Source organism: Rhodoferax sp. LS1R11 (assembly GCF_056521395.1).
On the sequence record NZ_JBWMAW010000019.1, the window covers coordinates 50,227 to 73,252 of the forward strand.

The window sequence follows — 23,026 nt, forward strand, 5'->3', positions numbered from 1 at the left end:
GCCGCAACCCAGCGGCGTTGTCTCCAACGTCAGTAACCCGTCCATACGACCCAAGGGGAAGAAAACCATATGCTGACGGCTCCGTATGACCAACCCGTGAACCTTGTCATGCAGGACGTCATGAACTACGCTAGCGGTTCTGTCGCAATAATCGCCCAAGCATGAGAATGGCTGGATGCAAAATATGACCGAAACTGCGATGATCCCCGAACTGCGCAAGGTACTCAAGCGACTGCACTATCCGCTGGAAGTAATGCTTGTGTGCGCCCGGTGGTATGCGGCCTACCCTTTAAGCTTTCGCCATTTGGAGGAAATGATGCAGGAGCGCGGAGTCTTTGTTGATCATTCCACTGTGCATCGCTGGGCCTTAAAAATTCTGCCAATCATGGCGCTCATCTTTCGCCGCCGCAAACGCCCGGTTGGTACAAGCTGGCGGATGGATGAGACTTACATCAAAGTTGCCGGCCAGTGGAAATACCTCTACCGCACAGTGGACAAGAGCGGCGACACAGTGGACTTCTTGCTCACCGCCAAGCGGGATCTGGCAGCAGCGCGGCGCTACCTGGAGCGCGCCATCAATTTGCATGGCCTGCCCGAAAAGATCACCATAGACAAGAGTGGCGCCAACACCGCTGGCATTCGCAGCGTCAATGACGATGCCTGCCTTGATATTGAATTGCGCTAGTCCAAATACCTGAACAACATGGTTGAGCAGGATCACCGGGCAGTCAAACGCATCACCGCCCCGATGCTGGGCTTCAAGTCATTTTGGAGTGCACAAAAACTGATTGCTGGCATTGAGACCATGCACATGGTGAAGAAGGAGCAGTTGCACTGCCCCAATGGTCAACCCATGTCTGCAGCAGATCAGTTCTACAGCTTGGCCTTCTGATTATCTGGCGCTGCCCGCGCCATTCCAGTCACGAAACGTTATTGCGACAGAACCTGCGGGCTGCATGTTTGTGGCGTCCGGCACGACTCTGCTGATAGCGCTTGCCGACCTCGCGTTGTCGGTTCAATCGGGTGATGTCCGCGCCCCCTGAATCGCAGTAGCGCTGACCACGGTCACATTGGCTGCACACCAGGACTTGCGTTTGGCAGCGTGCGCATAGGAAAAGCCTGCCCGTCTGATTGTGCAAGACACCTCCGGCAGCACCCCAGTAATGGCCGGATTATGGAACGCGCCCATCCTGGCAGCCATTCACATAGGGCCATTTTTGGAAAATTACCATCGATTGACCGCCGCTAAGTTGCGATAAATGTCCATTAATTCTTGCACGACTTTTTACCCATCAAGAAAGACTACCCAGGGCCAATCATGCGGACCATGGCAAGTGAACAAATTCCAATTTCTGCTATGCGCTGCGTACCGGGTGGCCAGTGGCACATTCACCTTTCCAATGCAACTTTGCCCAATCACAGGATGTTCCAAGTTGAGTAAATTCGTTTATGTTTTCCCACCCCCTGGGATTGAGTTCTTCCCATGCGTCCGCGTCCCAATCGCTTAGCTCTACCGATGAATTCCGTGATTTGGATTTCTCGATCTCGAGACGTTCCACGACGCCGATCACCTGTCCATCAGATGACGGTTCTTGTGATGTCGAAGTAACAGGTGTGAATTCAGCCAGCGGGTCGTCATAAACAATCTTCCCAAGCCTCAACCCGTCCAGATAGTCAGCCCACTCCTGCATCATCTTTCTTCGATCTCTAATCATTACCTCGCGGGCATACGGTTTACCATCGGGATCGCGAACAGTATGGTCCAACTGTAACTCTAATAGCTCTTTATCAAAGCCCAACTCCTGCCTAGCGAGCGTTCTGGCAACCGCGCGGAATCCATGCGCAGTGATTTCTTTGGTTGTCGAAAACCCCATGATTTGTAGCGCCTTGTTCATGGTGTTTTGCGACATGCTGGCATCGGTATTGCGTCTGCTCGGAAATACTCTGCCACCACTCCCTGTCTCGCGACGAAGCTGCCACAAGATTTCAATAGCCTGCTGTGGTAACGGAACCACGTGCGGCCGATTGGGTGACTTTTCATGCCTGGAGTCCTTCATGTATTTCCCAGGTATGAGCCACCATCCATTCTTTAGATCGAACTCGCACCACTTCGCATTACGGAGGTTGCCTGGTCGAACCTGCAACATGGTTAGCAATTTCAATGCGCAAGTGACTAAGAATGAGCCGTGATATTTGTAAATTTTCGCAAGAAGGTTTGCCAGCTTTGTCGGGTGTGTTAAGGCAGCGTAGTGCTTGATAGTGTGTTTCGGCAAAAGCGATTTCGCCTTCTCAAACGGGTTTGATTCTGTAACTTCAAAAGCCATGGAGTATTCGCTTATCCTCCAACCGATTTCCCACACGCGTTGCGCTGTATCATTTTTACCGTCAAGCACAATCGCTTCAACAATCTCGGAAACGTCTCTCGGTCCGACTTCGCGCATCAGCTTGTGGCCCAAGGCAGGATATAGGTAGCTTTCCAACCTTCCCATTGTCGGATCCAAAGTGTTTTCGCTCCAGTCGCGACCCGCGAAATCCAGCCATGCTTTTGATTGGGCCTGAAATGATTCAGGGTGCAGAATTTCGAACTTGTGCAACGCGCTCTGGCTGCGACTATTCGTAGGCTGATTTTTTGATGTCTTGCGGGATGCCGACGGATCTTTCCCGCTTTTAGCAAGTGCTATTTGCGCGTCAGCCTGTTGTCGCGCTTTTTCAGGAGTGATAACAGGAAAGACGCCAAGACTGAGTGAGTTTCTTTTGCCTTTGAATGTGAAGTCAACACGCCAATAGTGATGTCCATCGGCCTTACCTCTGATCAAATACAGACCACCACCAAATCCCATGCGCTTGCAGGTGCGCATCGATTGCTCGATCGCATCTTGCTTGGGCATGACTCGCTTTGGCATGGCGTATGTACTTTTTGAGTGAACTGGTTTGTGTTGATTTCTGCTTTTTATTCTGTCGGAAAATTGCGTGCCTGTCAGAGCATTGGGCCCGTTTTCGCGATTTCAGTTGAAGCGAGATTCATAGAATGATTGATGAACATTTGCCTGCAGATGTACTTGGACGGATGAAGAATACATGCCAGTACATCGGGGTGCATCGGAGACTTTGATTGGCGCATAGAAATCAAACGTTGCCGAGGTCCTCTGAAGCCAACAGCACACGCTTGATTTTTTATCAGAATGGCGGCGACACGAATCGCTTCATTCACAGTGCCTTTCCATGAAGATGCTACGGCTCAGTTGCATCGAGCCGGCGGGACACAGGTGTGAATTCGGGCAATACAGGATGTTCAATCGTTGAGCGGCCAAGGCGCAGATCCTCGAGGTAGTCTGCCCACAACTGCATCATGTTGATACGTAGCTTAATGAACTCCGTCCGGTTATATGCCGTGCCGTTGGCATCCTTCACCGCATGCGCAAGTTGCGCCTCGACTACTGACTCTGGGATCTGGAGCATCTCAACGATCAATGTTCTCGCAGTGGCGCGGAAGCCATGCGCTGTAGTCTGATTCGATGAGTAACCCATAATGCGCATGGCTTTATTCAAGGTGTTCTCTGAAATGAACCGACCAGGTTTTGCCTCCGACGGAAATACGCTGCCGCTTTCACCAGTCACCTGAAAGAGCTCTTCCAAAATCTGTACCGACTGGCGTGCGAGAGGAACCAAGTGTGGCTCACCATTGATTTTTTGATCTTTGGTTCGCTTCATGCGGATGGACGGCACATACCAGATACCGTGATCAAGGTCGAACTCCTCCCAACGTGCCAAGCGCAACTCACCCGGCCGCACCATCAGCATGGGCGAAAGCTTCAACGCACAGCGTACACACAGAGTTCCACTGTAGTTGTCGATTGCCCTGAGCAGACCAGTCAGTTCAGCGGGCTTGGTGATCGCAGCAAAGTGGCGCACCGGGGGTCGCTTGAGAGCGTCCCGAATTTCGCTACAGGGGTCACGCAAATCAGCACCTTCGGCAATCGCAAACCGAAAAACTGAAGAGCAGTGTTCACGCAACCGGTGAGCTGTTTCCAAGGTGTCGCGGGCCTCCACCGTACGGCAGGCATCGAGGACGATCTTGGGCGAGATCTCTTGCAAGAGCTTGCGGCCAAACTTCGGAAACGCGTGGAGTTCCAATCTGCGAATCACTTTGGAACTGTAGTTCTCCATCCACTGGTTTTCCTTGACCGCAAACCAACGCCGTGCCACGCACTCAAAACTGCCCTCTTGTGGCAGACCCGAAAGAGCACGTCGTTTAGTCTGTGCTGCCTGCACATGTGCTTCCCGCGTATTGCGGCGCTCGCTGGTTGGGTCCAAACCTGCGGCCAAGAGGACGCGCGCCTGTGACGCCCTCTCTCTCGCCATGGCAAGGCTCACTTGCGGATGGGAGCCTACGCTTAGCGTCTTGCGACGCCCCTCGAATGTGTAGTCAATGCGCCAGTAGTGAATGTCTCCACCAGCAAAGGGGAGCAAGTAAAGCCCCCCGCCATCGTTGAGCCGTTTGGCCCCTTTTTTCAGCGAGCTAATGGTGCGCTCGCTTTTGATGAGTTCCGTTGCCACCGTTTCTCCTTCACTGTCATGCGCGCCCCAGTCGGTTGGAGTGATGCAGCGACATGAGAAGTAACCAGCGCGGTCTTTTTATTGTCTCGAAATTGACGCTCCGATACCTTCGAATCGGGCTTCTGAACTAGCAAAAAAACTTACTGCGAAAGTTACTGCAGAAGTTACTGCAAAAGTGCTGGTTTTAGGCTGTTGAAACCGGGGCGCGGAAGACAACAAAAAAGCCCTAAGTCGTTGAAAACAAAGGGCTTTTAGGATTTTTACACATGATGTGTAAAAGTGAGTTTGGTGGCCTGGGGCGGAATCGAACCACCGACACAAGGATTTTCAATCCTCTGCTCTACCGACTGAGCTACCGGGCCTGAGCTAAAAATTATAACAGTTTCTTTGCCAATTTTTAAAGGCTAACGCTAATTCGTGCTTCGTTTGCCACGGGTCAAGTCAACGCCAAGTTGCTTCAACTTGCGGTAGAGATGGGTTCTCTCCAGACCAGTTTTTTCTGCGACGCGTGTCATCGAGCCACTTTCTTTGGCCAGATGGTATTCAAAATACGCCTTCTCAAACTCGTCCCGAGCCTCACGCAAAGGCTTGTCCAGCATGAAACTTCGCTGGGGTTGAAGCGCGGTCTCTGCTACGCCGACAACCACTTGGCCGTCTGACATGCCATAGTCAATGGCTTGCGGGACAGGAGCGAGTGCAGCAGGAGGAACGGTTTTGCGAATCACGCCCCGTGCCAGACCTTGCTCGACTGCTTTGAGCAGTTTTTGCAGGGTAATGGGTTTTTCAAGAAACGCCAAAGCGCCAATCTTGGTGGCTTCCACCGCGGTATCGATCGTGGCATGACCGCTCATCATGATGACGGGCATGGTGAGCGCCCCCGTGGTGGACCATTCCTTGAGCAGCGTCACACCGTCGGTGTCTGGCATCCAGATGTCGAGCAGCACCAAGTCTGGCCGGTCTCGCAAGCGCGCTGCGCGGGCTTGTGCGGCGTTCTCGGCCACCTCGACGTTGTGCCCCTCGTCATTGAGGATTTCCCACAACAGATCGCGGATGCCGAGCTCGTCGTCTACCACCAATATGTTTGCCATGATTTAGCGCGTCCCCAGAGTTTGCATTTATCGCACGGCTAGGCCGACGCGACGTTTTCGATGGCGAATGATAACGACACTTGAGCACCCACTATTTTGCCGTCCACCGTCCGGTTCGCAATGTCCACACGGGTACCGTGCTCGTCGGCAATCTTTTTCACCACCGCCAAACCAAGGCCGGTCCCTTTGGTCTTGGTGGTGACATAGGGCTCAAAAGCACGCTTCAGAATTTTCTCTGGAAAGCCTGTGCCACTGTCGAGCACGGTCAGGCGAACTCGCCCACTGCTCTCCAGCCACTGCGTCTTGACGACAACAGGGCGAACTTCATCGGCATTCACGGCGGACTCCGATGCATCCTGCGCGTTTTGCAGCAGGTTGTGAATCACCTGGCGCAGTTGCTGGGCATCCCCCTGGATATTGGGGCAACGCGGGTCAAGGTCAACTTGAACGGGCACCTGCGATGTTTCATTGGCGTACAAGTGCAGCACGTCGGTCACCAGTGCATTCAATTCAACCGGCCTCAATTCTGCCGCCGGCAACCGAGCGTAGTCCCGAAACTCATTCACGAGTCTCTTCATGGCATCCACCTGATCGACAATGGTTTTAACTGACTTGGTGAGTAAGGCCTGTTCGGGCGCGGCGACTTTACCAGTCAGCTTCATCTCCAACCGCTCGGCAGACAACTGGATGGGCGTCAGCGGATTCTTGATTTCATGGGCCAGCCGTCTGGCGACTTCGCCCCACGCCTGCGAGCGCTGTGCAGACACAATTTCAGAAATATCATCAAAGACCAAAAGCCTTGTAGCGCCCGGCAACTCTGCACCACGCGCTACCAAAACAAGAGCATCATCAGCTTGTCGCCCAATCAGCGCTGCACTGGCATTACCCAGCTCAAAGGATTGCTGCCAATGGTCGAGGCCATGCTCACTGCGTGCGCCCAGGAACGAATCGAACTGAGTCTGAACGCTGTCGCCAAAGGTCCTCAAGCCGTCAATGTCTGCCAGGCGCTGGCCTTCGAAAGCGGCCAGAGGCACCCTGAGAATACGCGTGGCGCCGGGGTTGGACGACTGGATGTGACCTTGCGCATCCAACACGATGACCCCGGCGGTGAGATTATCCAGAATGGTCTGCAGGTTGGCGCGGGCCGCACTGACATCCTCCATGCTGGACTGGACCGCCTGCCGGGCATCGGCCAGCTGCTGGGTCATGCTGGCAAACGAACGGGTCAGACCATCAAGTTCGTCCCGCCCCTGCAGTGAAGCCTTGGGTGTCAAGTCGCCCGCGGCCACCTCGCTCACGCCATGGGCCAGCAACAAAAGGGGACGCGCAATCTGGTTACCCAGAACCACCGCCAACAAAACAGCGCCAAACACAGCCAAAAAGAGGCTGAGCGTCAAAGTACCGATGTACATACGACGAAGTCCGTCACGTGCCAAGGCGCGCTCCTGGTACTCCCTATTGGCCTCGGTCACCGCCAACGCATAAGCCACCAGCGTGGGCGGTAAGGCCTGGGTCACCATGAGGTACCGCGGCGCACCCAGCAAACCCAGGCTGTTGCTGTTGACCACCACCAGCGCCTTGATGCGGGCGTTCCCAGCCACACCCGGCACAGCATCATCGAGCCCCTCAATCCAGGTGACGAAACGTTGAACGCGGGCATTGCGAAACTGCTGTTGGGTCGGCCGGTCGGGGCTGAGCTGGTAGCGTGACTGCCCGGCCGCAGCCACCAACTGGCCCGAGGCCCCCCACAGCACCAGGTCTGTGGCATCGAGTTGCTCACGGGTGCGCTCCAGAGCCAATGCAGCACTGACATCGGACGTATCGGCCAGTTGAGAGGCGGACGCCCGCGCCTTGCCCGCCAGCTCACTGGAAAGAGCTTCAAGCGTCACCCGACCCAGATTGACGCCCGCATCCAACGCGCCTTCCACCTTGACGTCAAACCAGCTTTCGATGGAGCGCGACACAAACTGGTAGGAGACCACATAAATCAGGACACCTGGTGCAAATCCAGCCAACGCAAAAATGGCCGCAATTTTGACCAGCAGGCGGCTGCCGAATTTACCCTGCCGAAGGCGCTTCACCAACCGATAGGCAATCCACAAGATGACAACCAGCAGGAGCCCGGCAACCACCATATTGAGTGTGAAGAGGCGCGCATAGTTGCGCTCATACATATCGCGGTTGGTCGTGGCCTGCGTCAAAAGGAACAACAGCACGAGTCCCACTGCCACCATGGCAGCAAGGCCCGCACTCACAGTCCAGCGCAGACCGCGAGGGCTTTTCAGGGAGAACCGACCGGCCAAACCTGAGGCGGAAGCTGGCTCGCTCACTTGGCGCTCTCAATCACCAGCGGGCGACGAGACAAGGCTGTGATGTCCCAATCAGACTGTCCCAGCGTGCCGATTTGCAAGGGCCGTGGCAATTGGGCGGCATCAAGACGAAAGCGGTACTCAATCAAGTGAGCTTGCTGAACGTCAATATCCGAGGCCTCTGCAATCTTCCACCGAGACACCCGTTGAACCGCCGCCAGTGCATCGGGCAATGATTCAAAATTTTGATTGAGGGCCATGCCAAGCCCGGCATTGGTGATCAGCCCGGATGCCACGTTCAAGCGCCAGCGCCGGGTGAGTGGCTGATAGGCCAGACGCATATGGCGCTCAGCGCTGACCACCCGCTTATTGGTCCAGTACCAACGCTCCCGGTACACGTCGGCCTCAGCCACAAAAAAAACGGCGACACCTTTGAGCAATGCATCCTCTACGGCGGCAGACAAATCAAACCGGGCCGTTGCCGTGAGAAAAATGGCGTCCCCAGCCCGCTCAACCTTCAAGAGACTGATCTCGGAACCGGGCGACTGGGCACGCACCCCGCCAACCATGCAGGCAAGCAAACAGGCGCAGGCCAACAGCCCAAGCAAGTTAAGCCGAGCGTTTTTCAAGTAGTGCGTAATAGAAGCCATCATGGTCACAGCCTAGATTGTCTTGGACTGCATTGAGATTTGACACATGCTGGGGCAGCAAATGGCCCGGCGAGGGCAGTAAAGTGGCCTGTGTGTTGTGCGCAAGAAACGTTTGTATCTGCCCTTCGCCCTCAGCCCGAAAAACAGAACAGGTGCAATACAACAAGCGCCCGCCCGGCTTGACCAGTGGCCACAGGGCCTTGAGCAGTCGAGCCTGAATGGCAGCGAGCTGTGCAATATCCGACTCACGCCTTAACCAGCGAACATCAGGATGTCGGCGCACAATGCCTGATGCCGAACAGGGCGCGTCCAGCAGGATGGCGTCAAACATCTGGCCATCCCACCACGCAGCCGGGTTGGCTGCATCACCCACCCTAACGTCGGCGTGCAAGTCCATTCGCTGCAGAGTCTGTGTAATTTTTTCGCATCGAACAGGATCGACGTCCAAAGCGGTCAGCTTGCAATCGGCCATCTCCAGCAAATGCGCCGTCTTGCCACCAGGCGCGGCACAAGCGTCAAGGACACGTAAGGGCCCATTCGCCATCATCCCAGTGAGCAACAGCGGTGCGGCGATCTGGGCCGCGGCGTCTTGTACCGACACAACCCCGCCATCGAACCCTGGCAACTCATGCACGGGCCTGGGCTGCGCCAGGGTAATGCCTGATGCGCCAGCCGATGTGGCATTCAAACCGACGTCCTGGAGTTTCTGCAAATATGCCTGGACACTGGCACGTCGGCTGTTCACGCGCAAAGTCATAGGCGCTTGGCGATTGTTGGCCTCTAGAATGGCACGCCAGTCGCTGGGCCAGTCTTTGCGAAGTCGATCAATCCACCATGACGGGTGGTTCCACATCGCCAGCGGCTTGGTATCGGTCTCAGCCACCAGTGCCTCGCGCTCGCGCAAAAAGCGACGCAGGCAGGCATTGATGAAACTGGCCTGCGGGCTGGTAGTCGGATTTTTCTTGGCGGCCTCGACGGCTTGATTCACAAGCGTAAACACCTCATAGGGGGCATCCTGCTCACGCCACGCCAAGGCAAGGGCTGTGCAAAGCAAGGCGTCAGCTGGCGGCGGCGGGGTACGACTGGCGAGAAGTTGTCGCAATGCCTCGGCGCGCCCCAGATACCGCAGCACATGAAACACCAAGGCTTGTACCCCGGGTCGCAAACTAGCAGGCACATCGTTCAACGCGGCCGTGCCCGACACACCAGAACGAATGGCGAGCAAGACTGCCGCCACCGACTGCAATTGCGTCCACAAGGGAATTTTCTGTTCGTTCGAATCCATCTTCCTACCTATATCGGCTGTGCCGTCTTGAAACCAACAATCCACGCTAGTAGCAATGCAGGAAACTGCCCAATAGCCTCGTTGTAATTGACAATCGTCTTATTAAATTCGGATCGAGCCAGTTCAACCTGAATGGCCACGTGTTCCCATTGCGCTTGTAAAGACGCAGGCAGTGCGGAGCCTGCCAGATCCGGCGGTAAATCACGCAATCGAATCCATGATGAACTCAGCGTTTCATGGGCCGTTCTAAACGCACTCATGGCCGGACCATCCAGAGGCTTTGGGTGAACAACCCGCAAGGATGCTGAAAACTGCTCGGTAGCAGCAACGAGCCAGCCCCACGCCGAAGTGTCGGAATCATCAACTGGACCCCAACCACTGAGTGTCCCGAACCCGCTTTCGGGAAAGCTGATTTTGACCATAGCCACGTATTGATTGAACAACCCTTCGAGGACTGCAAAAGCAACGATCGCCCGCGAACGCAGCCGCATCAGACGGTTGTACGCCCCCATGGACCAGAACAACAACAGGGCGGCAAAAGCCCAGACCCACAGGGAATCGATCATTACCTACAACCTCCAGAACCCTTCATGCCGAACATCCTTTCTTATCAAGAAAAACGCCCCAAGCCCTTATAAAAAGGCCTTGGGGCGCTATCAATCAAGAAGCAGAACGAGTCTTACTCGGCTGCAGCTCCTTCGTTGGTCTCTGTCGCTTCCATATCGCCAGCCAACTCAGCGGCTTCAGCTTCGGAGATGGCACGACGCTCAGCGTCGTCCATATTCTCGCGAACTTTGCGAGCTTCGTGGTAAGCCATGCCGGTACCGGCAGGAATCAGACGACCGACGATGACGTTTTCCTTCAAGCCACGCAGTTCGTCACGTTTGCCCATGATGGCAGCTTCGGTCAGAACACGTGTGGTTTCCTGGAAGGACGCCGCACTGATGAAGCTGTCTGTCGACAACGACGCCTTGGTGATACCCAACAACAAGTTCGTGAACACGGCGGGGATTTTGTCCTCGGCGCGCAATGCGTCATTGGTGTTGAGCATCTCGGAGCGCTCCACTTGCTCGCCGTTGATGTAGCTGGAGTCACCCGCATTTTCAACAACCACACGACGCAACATCTGGCGAACAATCACTTCAATGTGTTTGTCGTTGATCTTCACGCCCTGCAAGCGGTAAACGTCCTGAACTTCGTCAACAATGTAACGAGCCAGTTCTTCCGAACCCAGCAAGCGCAAGATGTCTTGTGGGTCGGCAGGACCGTCCACAACGCTTTCACCTTTGTTCACAACCTGGCCTTCGTGCACCAAAATGTTCTTCTCTTTGGGCACAAGCTCTTCCCAGACGGAACCTTCTGGATCGGTGATCTGCAAGCGAATCTTGCCTTTGGTTTCTTTACCGAAGGACACAGTACCGGTCATTTCAGCTAGGACGCCCTTGTCTTTTGGCGAACGGGCTTCAAACAACTCGGCCACACGCGGCAAACCGCCGGTAATGTCACGCGTCTTCTGGCCTTCAATTGGGATACGCGCCAGCACTTCGCCTGGGCCCACATCCTGACCGTCTCGTACCTGAACCAAAGCGCCAACCGGGAAACCGATCGTCACCGAGTGGTCGGTTCCAGGAATCTTGACCTCATTGCCGGTCGAGTCAATCAACTTGACCTGAGGACGGATGACCTTGGTCGAACCACGGCGTTTCGGATCGATCACAACCATGGTTGACAGACCGGTCACTTCGTCCACCTGCTTGGCAACCGTCAGACCTTCTTCAACATTCTCGAAGTGGGCCTTGCCCGCGAACTCGGTAATGATGGGACGAGTCAACGGATCCCAGTTGGCGAGAATCGTGCCGGACTTGACCGTCTGGTCGGCCTTGACAGCCAGGATCGCACCGTACGGCACCTTGTGGCGCTCACGCTCACGGCCATGCTCGTCATGAATGACGATCTCGCCGGACCGGGAAATCACAACCTGCTCCTTCTTGCCGTTGGTAACATAACGCATGGTGGCGTTGAAGCCAATATTGCCATTGGACTTGGCTTCCACGCTGGAGGCGATGGCGGCACGGGATGCCGCGCCACCAATGTGGAAGGTCCGCATGGTCAGCTGGGTGCCTGGCTCGCCAATAGATTGCGCAGCAATCACACCAACGGCCTCACCACCATTGACCAAACCACCACGACCCAGATCGCGACCGTAGCAACGGGCGCAAATACCGAAACGCGTTTCGCAGGTCAGGGCTGTACGCACCTTCACTTCGTCAACACCCGCCACCTCCAGCTCGTCGATCAGGTCTTCGTCCAGCATCGCGCCAGCCTCGGCCAGCACAGAACGGTTCTCAGGGTGCAACACATCATCTGCTGCCGAACGGCCCAAAATACGATCGCGCAAGGACTCAATGACTTCACCACCCTCGACGATGGCGCGCATCAGATAACCCGCGTGCGTGCCGCAATCCTGCTCGGTAACGACCAGATCCTGCGTCACGTCAACCAGACGACGTGTAAGGTAACCAGAGTTCGCTGTCTTCAGCGCGGTATCTGCCAGACCTTTTCGGGCTCCGTGGGTGGAGATGAAGTACTCCAACACGTTCAGACCTTCACGGAAGTTGGCGGTGATGGGTGTCTCAATGATGGAGCCGTCAGGCTTGGCCATCAATCCACGCATACCTGCCACCTGGCGAATCTGGGCGGCTGAGCCGCGGGCACCGGAGTCAGCCATCATGTAGATGGAGTTGAACGACTCTTGTTGCACTTGATTGCCATGACGATCAGTGACGATCTCCTTGGACAAACGCGCCATCATGACCTTCGACACTTCGTCGCCGGCCTTGCCCCAGATGTCAACCACCTTGTTGTAACGCTCACCGGAAGTCACCAGACCAGACGTGTACTGCTGTCCGATTTCTTTGACTTCTTTTTCAGCGCGCTCAATGATGCCAGGCTTTTCTGTGGGCACCAGCATGTCATCGATACAGATCGAAATACCGGCCTTGGTAGCCAGACGGAATCCATATTGAAGGAGCTTGTCAGCGAACACAACCGTCTCTTTGAGTCCGCACTTGCGGAAAGACACGTTGATAAGCTTGGAGATTTCCTTTTTCTTGAGTGCCTTGTTGATGTTCGAAAACGGCAAGCCCTTGGGCAAGATTTCAGACAACAAAGCGCGACCTGCAGTGGTTTCCCACAGCTTGGTCGAAGGGACCAATTCGCCAGTTTCCTTGTCCTTGGTGTACTCGGTCAAACGCACGTTGATCCGAGCAGCCAACTCAACTTGGCCTGCGTCGAAAGCACGCTGAACTTCACCGGTATCGGCAAAGATCAAGCCCTCGCCCTTGCCGTTAATGCGATCGCGGGTGGTGTAGTACAGGCCAAGCACCACGTCTTGTGACGGAACGATGGACGGCTCGCCATTCGACGGGAACAACACGTTGTTCGAGGCCAGCATCAGCGTACGGCACTCAACCTGCGCCTCGACGGACAAGGGCACGTGGACGGCCATCTGGTCACCGTCAAAGTCGGCATTGAATGCGGCACAAACCAGCGGGTGCAGCTGAATCGCCTTGCCTTCGATCAAGATGGGCTCAAACGCCTGGATGCCCAAGCGGTGCAACGTTGGTGCACGGTTCAGCATCACGGGATGCTCTTTGATCACTTCTTCCAGGATGTCCCACACCACTGGCGTACCGGATTCGACTTCCTTTTTCGCCGCCTTGATGGTCGTGGCAATGCCCATGGCTTCCAGGCGCGCGAAGATGAAAGGCTTGAACAACTCAAGCGCCATCAGCTTGGGCAGGCCGCACTGATGAAGTTTGAGCGTAGGGCCCACCACAATGACGGACCGGCCCGAGTAATCGACCCGCTTGCCCAGCAAGTTCTGCCGGAAACGACCGCTCTTGCCTTTGATCATGTCAGCCAGTGACTTGAGCGCACGCTTGTTGGCACCCGTCATGGCTTTGCCGCGACGACCGTTGTCCAGCAAGGAGTCCACAGCCTCTTGCAGCATGCGTTTTTCATTGCGGGCAATGATCTCGGGCGCCTTCAATTCCAGCAAACGACGCAGACGGCTGTTGCGGTTGATGACGCGGCGATAAAGATCATTCAGGTCCGACGTGGCAAAACGACCACCGTCCAGAGGTACCAACGGGCGCAAATCAGGCGGCAGCACGGGCAGCACGTCCAGCACCATCCACTCCGGCTTGATGCCTGATTTCTTGAACGCCTCGAGCAACTTGAGACGCTTGGTGTTCTTCTTGATCTTCAGCTCAGAGCCACTCGGATCATTGCGCAGCTTTTCAATTGAGCCATCAATGTCAATGCTTTGCAGCAAATCCTTGATACCTTCGGCGCCCATCTTGGCCTGAAACTCGTCGCCGTATTCCTTGAATTTGGCGTCGAAGTCGTCTTCCGACATGATGCTGAACTTCTTCAGCGGTGTCATGCCGGGGTCCGTCACCACATACGCTTCAAAATACAACACGCGTTCGATGTCCCGCAGTGTCATGTCGAGCACCAGACCCAGACGTGATGGCAGTGACTTCAGGAACCAAATATGAGCGCAAGGTGCCGCCAGGTCGATGTGACCCATGCGTTCGCGTCGCACTTTGGTCTGTGTGACTTCAACGCCGCACTTCTCGCAGATCACACCACGGTGCTTGAGGCGCTTGTATTTGCCGCACAGGCATTCGTAATCCTTGATGGGTCCGAAGATCTTGGCGCAAAAGAGGCCATCACGTTCGGGTTTGAATGTCCGATAGTTGATGGTTTCAGGTTTTTTGACTTCGCCGAAAGACCACGAACGAATCTTCTCGGGAGAGGCCATGCCAATTTTGATGGCATTGAAATGCTCATCTGGCGTGAACTGCTTGAACAGATCGAGTAATGATTTCATGTTGAATCCTTTTCTTGTCCGTGCTTAGCTGCGTTCCAACTCGATATCAATACCGAGTGAGCGAATTTCCTTGACCAGCACATTGAATGACTCCGGCATACCGGCTTCGATCGAATGTTCACCCTTGACAATGCTTTCGTACACTTTGGTACGACCTTGCACGTCATCTGACTTGACAGTGAGCATTTCCTGAAGCGTGTAAGCGGCGCCGTAAGCTTCCAGTGCCCAGACCTCCATCTCACCGAAACGCTGACCGCCGAACTGGGCCTTGCCGCCCAGCGGTTGCTGGGTGACGAGACTGTAAGGACCGGTTGAACGGGCGTGCATCTTGTCATCCACCAAATGGTGCAGTTTCAAGAAGTGCATATAACCAATCGTCGTCGGACGCTCAAAAGCATCACCAGAGCGGCCGTCATACAGGTAAGCCTGTGTGCGGGTGGCCGTCAAGCCTTTTTCCTTGGCTACATCGTCGGGATACGCCAATTGCAGCATGGTCCGGATTTCATTTTCCGAAGCACCGTCAAACACTGGCGTTGCAAACGGCACACCAGATGTCAGGTTACCTGCCATTTCCAGCACCTGGTCATCGCTCAGTTGTGCCAAGTCCTCCTTGCGGCCTGTGCCGTTGTAGAGCTCGTCCATGAACGTGCGCAGTTCAGCCACCTTGGCTTCAGCCTGCAACATGTCACCAATGCGGTGACCGATGCCTTTGCCGGCCCAACCCAAGTGAACTTCAAGCACCTGACCCACGTTCATCCGCGAGGGCACACCCAAAGGATTTAGCACGATGTCACAAGGCGTGCCATCGGCCATATAAGGCATGTCTTCGACCGGAACGATCTTGGAGACCACACCCTTGTTACCGTGACGACCCGCCATCTTGTCACCCGGCTGCAGGTGACGTTTGACAGCGATGTAGACCTTCACCATCTTCAACACGCCCGCTGGCAACTCATCACCTTGCGTCAACTTCTTGCGCTTCTCTTCAAAGGCCAAGTCAAAACTGTGACGCGTCTGCTCCAGGGAGTTCTTGATGCTCTCCAATTGAGTTGCGGTTTCGTCTTCGGCTGGGCGAATGTCGAACCAGTGGAATTTCTCCACCGAGCTCAAATAGGTCTTGTCGATTTTGGTGCCTTTGGCCAGCTTCTGAGGGCCGCCATTCGCAACTTTACCGGTCAATAGTTTTTCGATACGGTCAAACGCATCAGCCTCAACAATACGCAACTGATCATTCAGGTCAAGGCGGAAGCGCTTGAGTTCATCATCAATAATTTGCTGGGCACGTCGGTCACGCACGATGCCTTCACGTGTGAAGACTTGCACGTCGATCACAGTTCCACGGGAACCTTGGTCAACACGCAGCGATGTATCTTTTACATCGCTGGCTTTTTCGCCAAAGATAGCGCGCAACAACTTCTCTTCAGGAGTCAACGTGGTCTCACCTTTAGGTGTTACCTTGCCCACCAGCGTGTCGCCGGGCTGCACCTCGGCACCCACATAGATGATCCCCGACTCGTCCAGGCGATTGAGCTGTTGCTCGCTCAAGTTCGGGATGTCGCGCGTGATTTCCTCTGACCCCAACTTGGTGTCGCGAGCCATCACCACCAACTCTTCGATGTGAATAGAGGTGTAACGATCTTCTGCGACGACACGCTCACTGATCAAAATCGAGTCTTCAAAGTTGTACCCGTTCCATGGCATGAACGCGATCAGCATGTTCTGACCCAGTGCCAATTCGCCGAGATCCGTCGATGCGCCATCGGCAATCACATCCCCCTTGGCCAGACGATCACCCTTGCTGACGATGGGACGCTGATGAATGTTGGTGTTCTGGTTCGAACGCTGGTATTTGATCAGGTTGTAGATGTCCACACCCACTTCACCAGCCTGCGCCTCAGCATCATTAACGCGAATAACCACACGGGTTGCATCAACGTAGTCAACCACACCACCGCGGGTTGCCGTCACAACAGTTCCGGAGTCAACAGCAGCCACTCGCTCAATACCGGTTCCCACCATGGGCTTCTCTGGACGAAGCACAGGCACGGCTTGACGCGACATGTTCGCACCCATCAAAGCGCGATTTGCATCATCATGCTCCAGGAACGGAACCAGCGACGCCGCCACCGACACGATCTGTGCAGGCGAAACGTCCATGTATTGCACACGCTCGGCGCCAACCAGAATGGATTCACCAGCTTCACGGGCAGAAATCAATTCACCCGTAAGCTTGTCGTCTTTGTCCAGTGTCGCGTTCGCTTGAGCGATAACGTATTTGCCTTCCTCGATGGCTGACAGGTAGTCGATGTCCATCGTCACCTGGCTGTCCACCACGCGGCGGTAAGGTGTTTCGATGAATCCATACTCATTCAATCGTGCGTACAGTGCCAAAGAGTTGATCAGACCAATGTTGGGTCCCTCTGGCGTTTCAATAGGACACACACGTCCGTAATGGGTCACGTGCACGTCGCGCACTTCAAAGCCAGCGCGCTCGCGCGTCAAACCACCTGGTCCAAGCGCCGAAACACGGCGCTTGTGGGTGATCTCGGACAGTGGGTTGGTCTGGTCCATGAACTGCGAGAGCTGCGATGCACCAAAGAACTCTTTCAACGCAGCCGAGATTGGCTTGCTGTTAATCAAATCATGCGGCATCAACGGCTCTTGCTCCGCCTGGCCAAGACGTTCTTTCACAGCCTTCTCGATACGTGCCAGACCCGTACGGTACTGGTTCTCAGCCAGTTCACCGACACAACGGACACGACGGTTGCCCAAGTGGTCAATATCGTCGACTTCACCGCGGCCATTGCGCAAATCGACCAGAATCTTGACCACAGCCAAGATGTCTTCATTGGTCAGTACCATCGGGCCAGTGGACTCGGCGCGGCCCATCTTGGCGTTGAACTTCATCCGACCCACGCGCGATAAGTCGTAGGTGTCAGGGTTGTAGAACAATCGTTGGAAGAGTGCCTGCACAGCATCTTCTGTTGGTGGCTCGCCAGGACGCATCATGCGATAGATAGCAACGCGGGCAGCAAACTCATCCACCGTTTCGTCGCTTCGCAGGGTCTGCGAAATGTACGCACCCTGGTCCAACTCATTGGTATAGATACATGGGAGGTCTTGCACGCCAGAGGTGCGCAGCTTTTTGAGCAATGCCTCAGTGAGTTCCTCATTGGCTTTGGCCAGGATTTCGCCGGTGTCAGTGTCCACAATGTTGCGCGCAACGACACGACCGATCAGGAAGTCCTCAGGAACGCTGATGTGCGTGGTTTCTGACTGCTCCAGCTCACGGGTGTGACGGGCGGTCACACGTTTGTCTTTAGCAACAATGACTTTGCCGCCCTTGTCGGTCACGTCAAAACGGGCAACCTCTCCCCGAAGGCGCTCTGCGACGAACTCCATCTGTGCGCCGCTGTCCATCAAGCGGAAATTGTCATTGACGAAGAAATTCGCCAGAATAGACTCGTGATTCAAGCCTATGGCTTTGAGCAGAATCGTGACCGGCATCTTGCGGCGACGGTCGACGCGGAAGTACAGAATGTCCTTTGGATCGAATTCAAAATCGAGCCATGAACCACGGTAAGGAATGATTCGTGCCGAAAACAGCAGCTTGCCTGAACTATGCGTCTTGCCCTTGTCATGCTCAAAGAACACGCCAGGAGAACGATGCAACTGGGAAACGATCACACGTTCCGTGCCATTGATGATGAAAGAACCCTTACCGGTCATCAAGGGCACTTCGCCCATGTAAACCTCTTGTTCTTTGACCTCTTTGATCACCTTGTTCTGCGACGTTGACGATTCACGGTCGTAAATGAACAACTGCACCTTGGCGCGAACAGCCGATGCAAAGGTCAGACCCCGGGTCTGGCATTCACGCACGTCGAACGCAGGCTTGGCCAGGTTGTATTCGAGATACTTCATCTCAACAAACCCGTTGTGGGAAATGATGGGGAAAGCGGCCTCAAATGCGGCCTGCAATCCTTCAACGGTTCGCTTCTTGGGTGGCACATCTGCCTGGAGGAATGCGGTGTAGGCATCCTTTTGCATTTGCAACAGGTAAGGTATTTCTAGCACGCTGTCGCGACTGCCAAAATTTTTGCGAATTCGCTTGCGTTCGGTGTATGTGTAAGCCATGAGATCTCCGGGCAAAGACTGAGGAATCCTGGGGGTCCTAGGCGACTGGTATGTTGAGCACCACACTCAACTAACTTGGTGATTGGCCACTACCAATCATTGGCGGACGGCTGCACATTGCGTGCAACCCGAACCAAGGCATCTTCTGCAGTCGGGGTCAGAAGACACTGAAAAACAGACTTTTTTGTCTGTTTTTCAGTGCTCTCTCTAAAACACAAAAAGCTGGGAGCTCTTTGGGAGCTCCCAGCCTTTTTTATCAACTCAATTACTTGAGCTCGGCCTTAGCACCGGCTTCAATCAGCTTCTTCAAAGCTGCATCAGCATCAGCTTTGGAGATGCCTTCTTTGACGTTCTTCGGAGCACCGTCCACCAGATCCTTGGCTTCCTTGAGTCCCAGACCGGTGATTTCGCGCACAGCCTTGATCACGGAGACCTTGGCTGCACCAGCTTCGAGCAACACGACGTTGAATTCGGTCTTCTCTTCCACGACAGCAGCAGCAGCGCCGCCAGCAGCGGGGCCGGCCATAGCAGCAGCGCTTACGCCAAATTTCTCTTCGATGGCTTTCACCAGGTCGTTGAGTTCCATGACCGTCATGCTATCCAGCGCGGTCAAAAATGCGTCTTTATCGAATGCCATTTTTATTTCCTAACAATATTGGTTACCAAATGCAGCGGACAATTAAGCCGACACTGCCTCAGCGGGTGCTTCTTCAGCTGCTTCTGCCACACCGGCGCCTTTTTTCTCCGCGATTGCCGCGAGCACACGTGCCGTACGGGAAATCGGGGATTGCATCAAGCCCAGCAACTGCGCCAACAACACTTCTTTGGAAGGGATGCTTGCCAGCTGTTTAACGCCATTGACGTCCAGAGCTTTTCCGCCGTATGCACCACCGCGAATCACCAACTTGTCGTTGGTTTTCGCGAAGTCAGCTACCACTCGCGCGGCAGCCACTGCATCTTCAGAAAAACTATAGATCAGCGGACCAGTCATCAGGCCGGACACAACGTCAAATCCGCTACCTGCGACAGCACGGCGAGCCAAGGTGTTTTTCAACACACTCAGACTCACACCATTGCTGCGCGCGGTGGAGCGCAATTTGGTCATGTCAGCGACCGTGATGCCACGGTATTCCGCTATCACGAGCGTTTGAGCTTTTGCGGCGAGGCCAGTCACATCACTGATGACCGCTTCTTTCTCACTGCGATTAAGACTCAAGGTCTACTCCTTCAAATGTATTTGTCGGCAATTTGCCTTCAAACACGCCACATTGCAGCGACCAACTGTTCAGGAACTCATTCCATCTGCAGCGGGATCGCCATCTGCGTTGGTTGTCTTTGATTAAGCGCCGCTTCAAACGAATTCGGACGGCACACCAACGGTCTTGGATGACCCGCCCGGACTTTTCAATCCAGAGCAGCCCACCACATCAGGTCGCCTTTTCAGGCAACCAGAAATTTGCAATTACGCTGCGATGGTTTGCATGTCCACACGGACACCCACACCCATCGTGGACGAAATTGCGACTTTTCTCAAATACAAACCCTTGCTGGTTGCAGGCTTGGCTTTGGTCAAGGCATCCACGAGAGCAGCCAAGTTGCCTTGCAACTTGTCGTTATCGAAGGAGCGACGACCAATGGTGGAATGCACAATACCGGCTTTGTCGACGCGGAACTGCACTTGACCGGCTTTGGCGTTTTTCACCGCGGTGGCGACGTCAGGCGTAACGGTACCCACCTTAGGGTTAGGCATCAATCCACGTGGTCCCAAAATCTGACCCAACGTACCAACGATACGCATGGCATCGGGCGCAGCGATCACGATATCGAAGGGCATGTCGCCCGCCTTGATCATGGCAGCCAGGTCATCCATACCAACAATGTCAGCGCCAGCAGCTTTGGCTTCGTCAGCCTTGGCGCCTTGGGCAAAAACGGCGACACGCTTTGTTTTGCCAGTACCGTTAGGCAACACGACAGCGCCACGCACCACTTGGTCGGATTTTTTGGCATCAATACCGAGCTGAACGGCCACATCGATAGACTCATCGAATTTGGCGTTAGCGCATCCTTTGACAAGGCCCAAAGCGTCAGCCAAAGGGTACAGCTTGTTGCTATCGACCTTACCTTCGAAGGATTTTTGTTTTTTGGTGAGCTGAGTCATTTAGACACCTTCCACATTCACGCCCATCGAGCGGGCAGAGCCAGCGATGGTACGAACTGCTGCATCCATATCGGCCGCAGTCAGGTCTTTCATCTTGGTCTTGGCGATCTCTTCGAGCTGGGCACGAGTAATCTTGCCAACCTTGACGGACTGAGGCGTTGCCGAGCCCTTGTCAATCTTGACGGCCTTCTTGATCAAAATCGACGACGGTGGCGATTTGATAACAAAAGTGAAGCTCTTGTCTGCGAATGCAGTGATCACCACTGGCAGAGGCAGACCTGGCTCGATACCTTGAGTCTGAGCGTTGAACGCTTTGCAGAACTCCATGATATTCAAGCCGCGTTGACCCAAGGCTGGGCCGATGGGTGGTGATGGGTTGGCCTTGCCTGCTGGCACTTGCAGCTTAACAAAACCGACGATTTTTTTCGCCATGCTTTTCTCCTTGCGGGTAGTAGCGCCTGAGCCGTGCAACTTAAAAGTAAAAGTTGCAGGCCCCGACTCCCCGGGGTTAACGACTCACTGTCAACATCCGCATCGAGTCGAAAAATGCGGATTCCAAAAATTTAAATTCAGGTCTTTTCGATCTGCGAGAAATCGAGCTCCACAGGCGTCGAACGCCCGAAGATGGTCACCGCAACGCGGACCTTGCTCTTTTCGTAATTCACATCTTCCACCGAACCATTGAAGTCAGTGAATGGGCCATCTTTGACGCGTACAAACTCACCCACCTCAAACTCAACCTTGTGACGCGGCTTCTCAGTGCCTTCCTGCATCTGGTTGACGATCTTCATGACCTCAGCCTCAGATATTGGCGCAGGACGGTTCTTGGCCCCACCAACAAACCCAGTGACCTTGTTCGTGTGCTTCACCAAATGCCAGGTCTCATCATCCATGACCATTTCGACCAGGACATAGCCCGGGAAAAACTTTCGCTCGGTGGTCTTCTTCTGACCATTCTTGATTTCAACCACTTCTTCCATGGGAACCAGAATGCGGCCGAACTTGCTCTCCATACCGGCACGCGTAATGCGCTCGATGATATTTCGCTCAACAGCCTTTTCCATACCGGAATAGGCATGCACAACATACCAACGCAAATCAGGGTTGGTTGGCGCAGTCGCCAAAACCTGCGCAGCTGCAGGCGTGTCGTTTGACGGAGTATCTACAACATCATTCATTACTTTTTCCACCCCAGAATCAGGTCATAAAACAGCCATTCAAGCGTCTTGTCAGTCAGCCACAGAAACAGGGCCATGATCAAAACGAAGAAAAACACATAGGCCGTCATCTGGATTGCCTCTTTGCGCGCAGGCCAGACAACCTTCTTTACTTCACGCCACGCATCGCGGCCAAACGCAAACAAAGCCTTACCAGGCTCGGATGTGAAAAACACAACAACAGCAGCACCCAATCCCAACAACAAGGCACCCCATTGCGCAAGCGACCCCTGCTTGACGAGCAAATAATAAGCCACCAATGCAGCCACAACCAACGCCGATGCCGCAGCAAGCTTGGCCTTATCAACCCCGGTACTGACTGTCTGAACTTGTGTGGTAGCCATTTTTATCAATCTCGCGCTTTTCAACTTCAAATCAAAATTAGCGCCCTTTAGACGCTGAAGCCCGCCATTTTCATAGCGGGCTTGAAATCCACCTTCATCTCCGATTCAGGTGGCAGGGGCGGAAGGAATCGAACCATCAACCTTCGGTTTTGGAGACCGACGCTCTGCCAATTGAGCTACGCCCCTACAGAAATTTACGCAATGATTTTGGCAACCACACCAGCACCCACCGTCTTGCCACCTTCACGGATGGCGAAACGCAGACCCTCTTCCATGGCGATCGGGTTGATCAACTTGACCGTGATCGACACGTTGTCACCCGGCATCACCATCTCTTTGCCTTCTGGCAACTCGATCGCACCGGTCACATCCGTGGTACGGAAG

16 protein-coding genes, 2 tRNA genes and 1 pseudogene are annotated in these 23,026 nt (G+C 54.5%); 1 reads left to right on the forward strand and 18 read right to left on the reverse strand.

Annotated features, from left to right (window positions below; genetic code table 11):
• Positions 1-175 precede the first annotated feature (175 nt).
• Positions 176-892 (forward strand): annotated as a pseudogene (locus AC097N_RS18550) (IS6 family transposase).
• Between the two features lie 463 nt (positions 893-1,355).
• On the opposite strand, the gene AC097N_RS18555 reads toward AC097N_RS18550, so the two are convergent.
• The 18 genes from AC097N_RS18555 to AC097N_RS18640 all read right to left on the reverse strand — a co-directional run.
• Positions 1,356-2,888, reverse strand: coding sequence for a tyrosine-type recombinase/integrase (locus tag AC097N_RS18555; protein ID WP_479583551.1), 1,533 nt, complete (start codon positions 2,886-2,888; stop codon positions 1,356-1,358).
• A gap of 343 nt (positions 2,889-3,231) precedes the next feature.
• Entirely contained in the window at positions 3,232-4,557 is a 1,326-nt protein-coding gene (locus AC097N_RS18560; protein WP_479583552.1) for a tyrosine-type recombinase/integrase, read from the reverse strand.
• 286 nt (positions 4,558-4,843) lie between these two features.
• Positions 4,844-4,919: transfer RNA gene (locus AC097N_RS18565), tRNA-Phe, on the reverse strand.
• 48 nt (positions 4,920-4,967) lie between these two features.
• Positions 4,968-5,645: a response regulator gene (locus tag AC097N_RS18570; RefSeq protein WP_479583553.1), complete on the reverse strand. Its 678-nt coding sequence runs from the start codon at positions 5,643-5,645 to the stop codon at positions 4,968-4,970.
• A 38-nt stretch (positions 5,646-5,683) separates the two neighbouring features.
• Positions 5,684-7,975, reverse strand: a complete 2,292-nt coding sequence (locus tag AC097N_RS18575; RefSeq protein ID WP_479583554.1) for a sensor histidine kinase — start codon at positions 7,973-7,975, stop codon at positions 5,684-5,686.
• Positions 7,972-8,607: a DUF4390 domain-containing protein gene (locus AC097N_RS18580; protein WP_479583555.1), complete on the reverse strand. Its 636-nt coding sequence runs from the start codon at positions 8,605-8,607 to the stop codon at positions 7,972-7,974. The genes AC097N_RS18575 and AC097N_RS18580 overlap by 4 nt, the downstream gene beginning before the upstream one ends.
• Complete coding sequence (rsmB, locus tag AC097N_RS18585; protein WP_479583556.1) at positions 8,564-9,889, reverse strand: 16S rRNA (cytosine(967)-C(5))-methyltransferase RsmB; 1,326 nt, start codon at positions 9,887-9,889, stop codon at positions 8,564-8,566. Before rsmB ends, AC097N_RS18580 begins: the two co-directional genes overlap by 44 nt.
• Before the next feature lie 8 nt (positions 9,890-9,897).
• Positions 9,898-10,455: a LemA family protein gene (locus tag AC097N_RS18590; RefSeq protein WP_479583557.1), complete on the reverse strand. Its 558-nt coding sequence runs from the start codon at positions 10,453-10,455 to the stop codon at positions 9,898-9,900.
• Positions 10,456-10,568: 113 nt separating this feature from the next.
• Positions 10,569-14,786 carry a DNA-directed RNA polymerase subunit beta' gene (rpoC, locus tag AC097N_RS18595; RefSeq protein ID WP_479583558.1) on the reverse strand — a complete coding sequence of 1,406 codons (4,218 nt, stop codon included), beginning with the start codon at positions 14,784-14,786 and terminating at the stop codon, positions 10,569-10,571.
• A gap of 24 nt (positions 14,787-14,810) precedes the next feature.
• On the reverse strand, positions 14,811-18,923 hold the full coding sequence (gene rpoB, locus AC097N_RS18600) for a DNA-directed RNA polymerase subunit beta (RefSeq protein WP_479583559.1): 4,113 nt from the start codon (positions 18,921-18,923) through the stop codon (positions 14,811-14,813).
• 265 nt (positions 18,924-19,188) lie between these two features.
• Positions 19,189-19,560, reverse strand: a complete 372-nt coding sequence (gene rplL / locus AC097N_RS18605) for a 50S ribosomal protein L7/L12 (protein ID WP_479583560.1) — start codon at positions 19,558-19,560, stop codon at positions 19,189-19,191.
• A gap of 42 nt (positions 19,561-19,602) precedes the next feature.
• Positions 19,603-20,139: a 50S ribosomal protein L10 gene (gene rplJ / locus AC097N_RS18610; RefSeq protein ID WP_479583561.1), complete on the reverse strand. Its 537-nt coding sequence runs from the start codon at positions 20,137-20,139 to the stop codon at positions 19,603-19,605.
• 246 nt (positions 20,140-20,385) lie between these two features.
• Positions 20,386-21,081, reverse strand: coding sequence for a 50S ribosomal protein L1 (rplA, locus tag AC097N_RS18615; RefSeq protein WP_479583562.1), 696 nt, complete (start codon positions 21,079-21,081; stop codon positions 20,386-20,388).
• Entirely contained in the window at positions 21,082-21,513 is a 432-nt protein-coding gene (gene rplK, locus AC097N_RS18620; protein WP_114970695.1) for a 50S ribosomal protein L11, read from the reverse strand.
• Positions 21,514-21,650: 137 nt separating this feature from the next.
• Positions 21,651-22,259, reverse strand: coding sequence for a transcription termination/antitermination protein NusG (gene nusG, locus AC097N_RS18625; protein WP_479583563.1), 609 nt, complete (start codon positions 22,257-22,259; stop codon positions 21,651-21,653).
• Positions 22,259-22,642 carry a preprotein translocase subunit SecE gene (secE, locus tag AC097N_RS18630; protein WP_479583566.1) on the reverse strand — a complete coding sequence of 128 codons (384 nt, stop codon included), beginning with the start codon at positions 22,640-22,642 and terminating at the stop codon, positions 22,259-22,261. Before secE ends, nusG begins: the two co-directional genes overlap by 1 nt.
• Before the next feature lie 110 nt (positions 22,643-22,752).
• Positions 22,753-22,828 (reverse strand) — tRNA-Trp (locus AC097N_RS18635).
• A gap of 8 nt (positions 22,829-22,836) precedes the next feature.
• The coding region (locus AC097N_RS18640) for an EF-Tu C-terminal domain-related protein (protein WP_479583564.1) at positions 22,837-23,026 on the reverse strand (190 nt) is incomplete at its 5' end.